This window comes from Actinoplanes sp. NPDC051537, assembly GCF_055586105.1.
The window spans coordinates 174,029-177,995 of sequence record NZ_JBVJIU010000023.1; the positions used below are offsets into that span (position 1 = coordinate 174,029).

Sequence of the window (3,967 nt, forward strand, 5' to 3'; positions counted from 1 at the left end):
CAAGCAAGCATCCCCTCCCCACCCCCCCCCCCCCCCCCCCCCCCCCCACCCCCCACCCCCCCCCCCCCCCCCCCCCCCCCCCTCCCCCCGCCCCCCCCCCCCCCCCCCGCCCCCCCCGCCCCGGTCGATCAGAGCGGGCGGATGTTCTCCGCCTGCAGGCCCTTGGCGCCCTGCGTGACGTCGAACTCGACCCGCTGGTTCTCCTCGAGGGTCCGGTAACCCGAGGTCACGATGGCGGAGAAGTGCGCGAACACGTCCTTGCCGCCGTCGTCCTGCGTGATGAACCCGAAGCCCTTGTCACCGTTGAACCACTTGACGGTACCGGTGGCCATGCTGTGTCTCCTCGCCTGCTGTGCGGGTCGCACCTTACGAACCGCGCGTCACGGCATTGATCGCCCCCGGATGCACCGACGAGAACAAAAAACGCCTGGCGGGTCTCAGATGACCCAACAGGCGTCGATAAACGTCTTAGGAGAATCAAAACTGCAACGTAGCCCACCGTAGCGGAGCCCGTCGGAGAAAGCGAGGCAGCCCGCCGGTTGAGTGAAGCCGGTCGCGGGAAGTCGCGTGCGTGAAGATGGTGCGATGGACATCGTCGAGCGGCTGGCCGGGGCGTCGCGGATCGGGCTGGGGCTGGCGGCCGTGGGCCGGCCCGGTTACATCAACCTGGGCCGGGCCGAGGACCTGCCGGGGGAGCGGACGGTCGAGACGATGCGGGCCCGCGCCCACGAGATCCTCGACGCGGCGTACGCGGCCGGCATCCGGTATTTCGACGTCGCCCGCTCGTACGGGCTGGCCGAGGAGTTCCTGGCGGGGTGGCTCGACAACACGAACCCCGCCGATGTCGTCGTCGGGAGCAAGTGGGGATACACCTACACCGCCGGGTGGCGGGTCGACGCCGAGGTGCACGAGGTCAAGGACCACGGCCTCGCGACCTTCGAGCGGCAGTACGCGGAGACCCGGGCGCTGCTCGGCGACCGGCTCGACCTCTATCAGATCCACTCGGTCACGCCGGACAGCCCGGCCCTGCACGACGCCGGGTTGCACCGGCGCCTCGCCGGGCTGGGTGTCCTGATCGGACTGTCGACCAGCGGGCCCGCGCAGGCCGAGGCGATCCGGGCCGCGCTCGCGATCGAGGTCGACGGCCGCCCGCTGTTCCGCAGCGTGCAGGCGACCTGGAACCTGCTCGAGCCCAGCGCCGGCCCGGCGCTGGCCGAGGCCCACGACGCCGGCTGCCTGGTGATCGTGAAGGAGGCGCTCGCCAACGGCCGGCTCGCGGCCGACGGCAAGGACGCCGAGGCGCTCGCGGCCGCGCTCGCGCAGCCGTGGGCGACCATCGTGCTCTCCGGCGCCGCCACCACCGGCCAGCTGGCCTCGAACCTGCGCGCCGAGGGGATCTCCGGGGGTGGGGACACGGGCGTGGCGATCCCGGCCGAGCGGTACTGGCGGGAGCGGTCAGGCCTGCCGTGGCGCTGACTGGGGCGTGAGCACCTCGACGCCGCTGGCCGCGAGCGCCTCCCGCAGGTCGGGCGGCGGCGCGGCGTCGGTGATCAGGTAGTCGGCGGCGCCGAGCTCGGACACCTGGGCGAACAGCCGCCGGCCGAACTTGGAGGAGTCGGCGAGGATCGCCACCCGGGCGGCCCGCGAGATCATCTCCTGCATCATCGCGGCCTCGGCCAGGTTGCTCGTCGTGTAGCCGGCCTCGGCCGAGACCGCGCCGACGCCGATCAGCGCCAGGTCGCAGCTGATGTCGAGCTCGGCGCCGGTGTTGGCGCGGAAGCTGACCGGGCCGATCGTGGCCAGGGTGAGCGCGCGCACGGCGCCGCCGAAGACGTAGATGTCGCGGATCGCGGTCGGCGGCAGCGCGCCGGGCACCAGCAGGTTGTTGGTCGCCACCGTGAGATCGCGGTGCTGGCCGAGGCACCGGGCGAGCGCGAGCGTGGTGGTACCGCCGTTGATCATGATGGTCGAGCCGTCCTGGACCAGGGCCGCGGCCAGCGCCGCGATCCGCTCCTTCTCCTGCTCCTGCACGCTCAGGCGCTGGTCGACCGCGCGGTCGGTCTTCTGCGAGACGGTCGACAGGCTGACGGCGCCGCCGTACGTGCGCACGAGGCTGCCCTCGGCGGCCAGTTGATCGAGGTCGCGCCGGACGGTGTCGATCGAGACGCCGAACCGTTCGGCCAGCTCACCGACCGTGACCTGACCCGTGTCCGCGACGTAGGCCGCGAGCTGAGCCTTGCGTCCGGCCGGCAGATGACGCTGCCGCTCATCCCTGTCAACGCTCACTGATTCCCCCCTGTCAGTGCGGCAGTATGCCACGGCCGCGTGTCCATTGAGCACATCGCTGCGGAGACCGGCGAAGAGCCGCAAGAAGGTGCGGATGCCGCTCACAGTGGGCCCCAGCTCGATATCCCCGGCTGCATGCCGTGCTCATGGCGCAACAGTATGCCGTACTCCGCAGTTTTCTGCTGTTCTTCTCTTGTATCAATCTGTAACACGCTGCTAACGTGACGCCAACGCAGCAGAGAACGGAAAGATCTCGATATAGAAGGAGCCACCATGGCGGTTCGTGCAACCCGGCTGAAGCGAGTGATAGGGGCGGTGACGGCGACCGCGATGGTCGCGTACGTGGCGGCGTGCGGCGGAGGCGATTCGAGTGACGCCACCTCGGGCGGCAACGTCACGCTGGAGTTCGCCCAGTGGTGGGGGGCCGAGCTTCCGGCCGGGGAGTTCGACAAGATCGTCAACGACTTCACGGCGCAGAACCCGAACATCAAGATCAAACTGCTGAGCGCGCCGTACGCTTCGACCAAGCAGCAGTTGGTGACCGGCGCCGCCTCCAAGACCCTCCCCGACGTGGTCGGCCTGGACGGCGCCTGGGTCAGCGACTTCGCCAAGCAGGGCGCGATCACCGATCTGTCCAAGCTCATGAAGGACGCGAACTACAACGCCGACGAGCTGGCCAGCCAGGTGCAGCTCGACGGCAAGACGTACATGATCCCGGTGGTCAACTTCGTCTACCCGCTGTTCGTCAACAAGGACCTGCTGGCCAAGGCCGGCGTGGCCAAGACACCCACCACGCGCACCGAGTTCCTCGACACGGCCAAGAAGATCAGCGCTTCCGGCGGCGACGTGAAGGGCTGGGCGCTCCCGCTCGACACGGCCGTGCCCAACGGCATCCAGAACGACGTCATGTCCTGGCTCTGGGCGTCCGGCGGCAGCATGCTGCAGGACGGCAAGCCGGCCCTGCAGACCCCCGCGGTCAAGAGCACCGTCGAGTACGTGAAGAGCCTCAACGACGCGGGCGTCATCGCTCCCGGCTCGCTCACCATGAAAGAGCAGGACAAGGTCGAGAAGTTCACCAACGGCCAGGTCGGCATGATGATCGACTCGCTCGCGCACATCAACCTGATCAAGAAGAACAAGCCCGGCCTCAAGTTCGAGGTGGCGGCCCTGCCGGCCGAGGACGGCTACACCGGCAAGCGCGGCATCCCGTACGCGTCCTGGGGCATCGGCATCTCCAACAGCACCAAGCACAAGGCCGAGGCGTTCAAGTTCGTGTCCTACCTGATGAGCAAGGACACCAACGCGAAGCTCAGCACGATCGCGAACGGCTTCCCCGGCAACAAGACCGCCGAGCCCGACTTCGGTGACAGCGACCCGCTGTTCAAGACCGCCTTCGACATCTACAAGCAGGGCTACCCGGCCAACGAGTTCGTCGGCCTGCCCAAGTCCGAGGACCTGATGCGCAGCTTCGACGAGCAGCTTCAGCTCGTGCTGACCGGCAAGACGAGTGTCGACGACGCGCTCGCCAAGTCGCAGGAGTCCTGGTCCTCGGTGATCGGTTAGCCCGCCCGGGGGGGGGGGGGGGGGCGGCGGGGGGGGGGGGGGGGGAAAAGAAGAAGAGAAGGGCGGGGGGGGGGGAGCCTAGAAAAACAGCCCCGATGGCGAGAAGAGAGGAGAGGGG

Annotated in this window: 4 protein-coding genes; 2 read left to right on the top strand and 2 right to left on the bottom strand. The window is 69.1% G+C overall.

Annotated features, from left to right (window positions below; all coding sequences use genetic code 11):
- Positions 1 to 128 precede the first annotated feature (128 nt).
- Positions 129 to 332, bottom strand: a complete 204-nt coding sequence (locus tag ACZ6TB_RS41955; protein ID WP_020511604.1) for a cold-shock protein — start codon at positions 330 to 332, stop codon at positions 129 to 131.
- A 253-nt stretch (positions 333 to 585) separates the two neighbouring features.
- Here ACZ6TB_RS41955 and ACZ6TB_RS41960 point away from each other — a divergent pair, with 253 nt between their 5' ends.
- A complete protein-coding gene (locus ACZ6TB_RS41960; protein WP_465565138.1) occupies positions 586 to 1,476 on the top strand; it encodes an aldo/keto reductase in 891 nt (296 codons plus the stop codon).
- Here ACZ6TB_RS41960 and ACZ6TB_RS41965 read toward each other — a convergent pair.
- Positions 1,456 to 2,286, bottom strand: a complete 831-nt coding sequence (locus tag ACZ6TB_RS41965) for a DeoR/GlpR family DNA-binding transcription regulator (protein ID WP_465565141.1) — start codon at positions 2,284 to 2,286, stop codon at positions 1,456 to 1,458. The genes ACZ6TB_RS41960 and ACZ6TB_RS41965 overlap by 21 nt on opposite strands.
- Before the next feature lie 273 nt (positions 2,287 to 2,559).
- Here ACZ6TB_RS41965 and ACZ6TB_RS41970 point away from each other — a divergent pair, with 273 nt between their 5' ends.
- A complete protein-coding gene (locus ACZ6TB_RS41970; protein WP_465565144.1) occupies positions 2,560 to 3,849 on the top strand; it encodes an ABC transporter substrate-binding protein in 1,290 nt (429 codons plus the stop codon).
- Positions 3,850 to 3,967 lie beyond the last annotated feature (118 nt).

Coding starts and splice junctions, on each gene's coding strand:
- ACZ6TB_RS41955 (WP_020511604.1), bottom strand. CDS start 332: ATGGCCACCGGTACCGTCAAGTGGTTCAACGGTGACAAGGGCTTCGGG.
- ACZ6TB_RS41960 (WP_465565138.1), top strand. CDS start 586: ATGGACATCGTCGAGCGGCTGGCCGGGGCGTCGCGGATCGGGCTGGGG.
- ACZ6TB_RS41970 (WP_465565144.1), top strand. CDS start 2,560: ATGGCGGTTCGTGCAACCCGGCTGAAGCGAGTGATAGGGGCGGTGACG.